At 62.4% G+C, this 4,442-nt stretch carries 5 protein-coding genes; 1 reads left to right on the top strand and 4 read right to left on the bottom strand.

What is annotated here, in order from left to right; genetic code table 11:
* On the bottom strand, window positions 1–1,039 hold a 1,039-nt coding region (locus EOD15_RS29355), incomplete at its 3' end, for an NAD(P)/FAD-dependent oxidoreductase (RefSeq protein ID WP_148129688.1).
* Window positions 1,040–1,120: 81 nt separating this feature from the next.
* Window positions 1,121–1,708, bottom strand: a complete 588-nt coding sequence (locus EOD15_RS29350; RefSeq protein WP_127317937.1) for a TetR/AcrR family transcriptional regulator — start codon at window positions 1,706–1,708, stop codon at window positions 1,121–1,123.
* A gap of 137 nt (window positions 1,709–1,845) precedes the next feature.
* On the opposite strand from EOD15_RS29350, the gene EOD15_RS29345 reads away from it, so the two are divergent.
* Complete coding sequence (locus EOD15_RS29345; RefSeq protein WP_127317935.1) at window positions 1,846–2,403, top strand: DUF308 domain-containing protein; 558 nt, start codon at window positions 1,846–1,848, stop codon at window positions 2,401–2,403.
* 163 nt (window positions 2,404–2,566) lie between these two features.
* On the opposite strand, the gene EOD15_RS29340 is transcribed toward EOD15_RS29345, so the two are convergent.
* A complete protein-coding gene (locus tag EOD15_RS29340) occupies window positions 2,567–3,304 on the bottom strand; it encodes a dienelactone hydrolase family protein (RefSeq protein ID WP_127317933.1) in 738 nt (245 codons plus the stop codon).
* A 103-nt stretch (window positions 3,305–3,407) separates the two neighbouring features.
* On the bottom strand, window positions 3,408–4,442 hold a 1,035-nt coding region (locus tag EOD15_RS29335), incomplete at its 5' end, for an MFS transporter (protein ID WP_127409080.1).

The raw sequence follows: 4,442 nt of genomic DNA, 5'->3' as shown, positions 1-4,442 counted from the left end.
GCCCGTTGGTGTCGACCCCACCCAGCGTCACTTCGGCGGTCCGGTAGCCCTCTGAGCCGGCAGGCTTGATGCGCCAGTCATTGACTGCGGCAGCTATGGTTTTCATCTGGGCGTCGGAAAGATCAGCAAGGTTGCCGTCGATCCCGGTGCGCTCGGCGATCGACTGCGCAAGCCGCTTCGGCAGATGATTTGCCAGCACCGTCTGTGCCGCTTGCCGCCCATTGCTTCGCTTGGCCACCCGAATGAGGTCCGCCACGTCAACTCCCGGCAGCATGGCGATGCGGATTTCATCGCCCTCGCGCCAATAGGACGAGATCTGCAGGATGGATGGCCCGCTGACGCCGCGATGCGTGAACAGCATCGCTTCGGAGAACCGCGTCTTGCCGCAGGCGACTTCCGCGTCGACCGCATTGCCTGCCAGCGGCGCTAGCCGCTCAAGCGTGTTTGCGTCGAACGTCAGCGGCACCAGCGCCGGTCGCGTTTCGACGATGGCAAGGCCGAACCGTTCGGCAAGCTCATAGCCGAAGCCGGTCGCACCCATCTTGGGGATCGACTTGCCGCCGCAGGCCACGACCAGCGACTGGCAAGTAACCAAGCCTGTGGAGAGGGTGAGCGCAAACCCCTCCACGGTTTTGCGGACATCCTCAACGCTGGCCGAGAGCGCCAGCTCCACGCCCCTGCCCTGCATTTCCGAGACCAGCATGTCGATGATCTGGCGTGCGGAGCCATCGCAGAACAGCTGCCCAAGCGTCTTTTCGTGATAGGCAATGCGGTGGCGTTCGACGAGGGCGATGAAATCGCGCTGCGTGTAGCGACTGAGCGCCGAAATGCAGAAATGCGGATTGCCCGACAGAAAATTCTTCGGGCTGGCATGGATGTTGGTGAAATTGCACCGGCCGCCGCCGGAGATGCGGATCTTCTCGCCAGGCGCCGCCGCATGATCGAGGATCAGCACCGAACGGCCGCGCTTGGCCGCCTCCACGGCGCACATCATTCCGGCGGCACCCGCGCCGATGATCACGACATCATAAGATTGCATCAGGCTATTCGTTCCCGCTCGACCCACTCATTTGGGGCGCGCCACTTGCGCTGCCTGGTATCACTTTGGCCCGATAGTTTTCTAGCTATCCCGTCCCAGCAGCCTGGTGATCTGGGGGGTGACGATTATGGTGAACAGCCCGGGATCGTTGAAAGCCCTCGCGGACAGCATTGCCCCGTGAACCGATGCCATCAGCATCTGGGCCTCCTCCTCCGGCCGGTTGTTCAAGCGGAACAAGTCCTGTTCCATTCCAGCCCGCAGCACCGACGTAAGCCATCCCGCGAGATTTTGGAAATGGGCACGAACGCGTGACGCTACCTCTTCCGGCAGCATCTGCATCTCGCCGGCGAGCATCGCGCAGACGCAGAAGGACGGCGAGGCATCGCGAATGCATGTCCGCCAATAGTTCAGATAGGACTGCAGTTGTTCAGCAGGGCTTGAGAGTTCTCCGCGGAGAGATTCCAAACCCACTTCGGCCTGCCGCCTGTAACGATCCACCAGCACCGAAACCAGCTCGGCCTTCGTCGGAAAGTGATGGTGGATGCTCGCCTTCCTGATGCCGATGGCAGCCGAGATATCGGCATAACTGAACCCGTTGTAGCCTCCCGCGACGATGAGAGACTGCGCGACATCGAGAATCTTTTCTGAAGTCGAAGCCATTGATTTCATATCGCTGCCTACCTTCTGGTAGGCGACCTGTCAAGGTTATGCATCGTTCCCGATTCTCACAGGGAGTTCCGGACATCGGGTTGACTTAAGGGTTTTGTCTACCTACTAATAGGTAGACATCAATAAGGAATCTGCCGATGCAAAACCAATCTTTCACCCGGTCCGGATGGCTACGATCCTATTATTTCGCACGCGCCATATTTTCTATCGCCTGGGTTGCTGCCGCCATCCTGTTTAGCGGGCAACCCGGTCCCACCGCGCTTCTGCTCGTGATCTACCCGGCATGGGACGCCCTCGCCAATCTGGTTGACGCCAGGGTAAATGGCGGCCTGAAGGCCAACTCGTCCCAGGCTTTGAATGTCGTGGTCAGCACGACAACGGCGCTCGCCGTCATCGTGGCGGTTAACAACGGCATGTATGCCGTTCTGGCCGTGTTTGGGGTTTGGGCGATCCTCTCGGGCCTGCTGCAGCTGAATACGGGACTAAAGCGTTGGCGCTACCAAGGCGCACAATGGCCGATGATCCTCAGTGGTGCGCAGTCGGCCCTCGCCGGCGGCTTCATGATCAGCCGATCCCTCGGCACGGCTGCGCCGACGATTCTGGACATCGCCCCTTATGCCGGGTTCGGCGCGTTTTACTTTCTGCTTTCCGCAATTTGGCTTGTCGTAGCAGCCTATCGCAAGGCAAACGCCTAGGCGCAGCCTGATCCGGCGGCGGCAAGGTGAACAGTCATCTGCCGCCGTCGAAAGGGCAAGCATCGCTCACTCTTCGCCGCATCGGCTGCCGTTCTGGTTCAAAGACGCGTAGCGTCCTGCTCAGAGTCGACCTGTGTGCGATCAGTGCGCAGTGACTCCTGCCTTAAATCAGCGTCTCTGCGAACAGCGTCGTCAATCGCTTCCAGTGGCGTTCGGCGCCCGCGGCGTTGAAAACGCTATGATCGGGCACGCACCAGCCATGCGCCATCCCAGCATAGTTCTCGATGACATGGTCGACTTCCGCAACCCGCCACGCTTCCTCCAATCGCATCGATTGTTCCGGCGGGAAACTTCTGTCGACACCCGACATGCCGACATAGACGCGCGCCTTGATGGAGGCTGCCTTGCGACGCGGGCTGTCGGCGGCGTCGCTGGCCAGATTGCCGCCATGGAAGCTTGCGGCCGCCCTTATCCTGTCGGGATAGTTAGCGGCGGCGTTCAACGCCCGGCCGCCACCCATGCAATATCCCACCGTGCCGATCGGCCCGGTGATGCCCTCGGCAGCAAGTGCGTCGAGGAACGCACCGCTGTCGCTGATGGTCATCTCCTGTGTCGTGCCCGTGACCAGCGCCATCAGCGGGATTTTGGTCTTCTCCTCGGCGAAGGCGGTCTTGGCGTCGAACGGCCCGTAGGGCGCATTGCGGTAGAACAGGTCGGGCACCAGCACCGCATAGCCTTCATTCGCCAGCCGCTCGGCCATACCGTCGAGCGCCGGCCGCGGACCGAAGGCGTCCTGATAGAGGATGACGCCGGCCTTGGCAGGAGATGCGTTTGCCGAGCGGAAAAGCCCGGCATTGGCAACACCATCCCTGGTCTTGATCTGAAGGTCGTGTTTCGTCATCGCCCGCTCCGTTCGACTGATGCGCGATACATATCCGCGCAAGGCCATACGGCAAGGCATTCCCGGGGCGTGGCAGTCAACATTTCGTGCAGGATTGCGGACGCTATTGCTCGCCCTCGCGCACGGTCCGCGCGCCGACATGCAGCGCACGGCCGGCACCGAGCCCCATGATGGCTACGCCAAGCCCGAGCGCGACGAACAGGAACGCCGTCCCCGAAAAACTGCCGGTCCAATCGCGGATCAGGCCCACCAGCAACGGGCCGAAGGCCGCCAGCACATAGCCGACGCCTTGCGCCATGCCTGAAAGATGCGCGGCGATATGCGAATCCGGTGAACGCAGCACGATCAAGCTCATGGCAGCCGCGATAAGGCCACCCTGCCCGATGCCTTGCAGGACCGCCCAGAACAGCATCGTCGAGGTCGGCGCAAAGAGAATGCCGAGCAGCGCGACCACCGCCGTGGCGACGAGCGCCACATTGATGCCGCGCTGGTCCTTCAGCCGCATCGCAAAGGATGGCACGGCGAGGCAGGTGATGACCTGCGCCATCACTGACACCGAAACCATGGCGCCAGCGGTGGCCGCATCGAAGCCACGCTCGCGCAGGATCGGCGCCAGCCAGCCGAAGATGCAATAGGCGAGCGCCGACTGCAGCCCCATGAACAGCGTCACCTGCCAGGCAAGGCGATCGCGCCAAAGCCCGACGACGCGAAAGCCTTGATGGCTCACTTGCCGCCGGCTGCCCAGCGCCTGCGGAATCCAGATCAGCAACACAATCAGGGTCGGCACCGCCCAGGCAGCAAGTGCTCCGGACCATGAACCGGTGACAAAATGCTCCATCGGCAGCGTGAAGCCCGCGGCGGCAGCCGAACCGGCGCAGAGCGCCATGGTGTAGAGCCCGGTCATGACGGCGGCCCTGTCGGCGAAATCGCGCTTCACCAGGCCTGGCAGCAGCACATTGCCGATGGCAATGGCGCCGCCGGCCAGGAAGGTCGCGACAAACAGCAGGGGAACCGTACCGAACCAGCGCAGGCCGGTTCCCAGCACCAGCAAGGCGAGCGCCCCGAGCAAGGTGCGCTCGGCTCCATAGCGCTGCGCAAGCCTTGGCGCGAAGGGCGCGAACAGGCCGAGGCACAGGAC

Origin of the sequence: Mesorhizobium sp. M7A.T.Ca.US.000.02.2.1 (assembly GCF_003996995.1) — a bacterium.
Lineage (GTDB): Bacteria > Pseudomonadota > Alphaproteobacteria > Rhizobiales > Rhizobiaceae > Mesorhizobium.
Note: the sequence above shows the minus strand (reverse complement) of the source record. Positions and strands in the feature narration are given on the sequence as shown.

Coding starts and splice junctions, on each gene's coding strand:
- EOD15_RS29345 (WP_127317935.1), top strand. CDS start 1,846: ATGCAAAACCAATCTTTCACCCGGTCCGGATGGCTACGATCCTATTAT.
- EOD15_RS29340 (WP_127317933.1), bottom strand. CDS start 3,304: ATGACGAAACACGACCTTCAGATCAAGACCAGGGATGGTGTTGCCAAT.
- EOD15_RS29350 (WP_127317937.1), bottom strand. CDS start 1,708: ATGAAATCAATGGCTTCGACTTCAGAAAAGATTCTCGATGTCGCGCAG.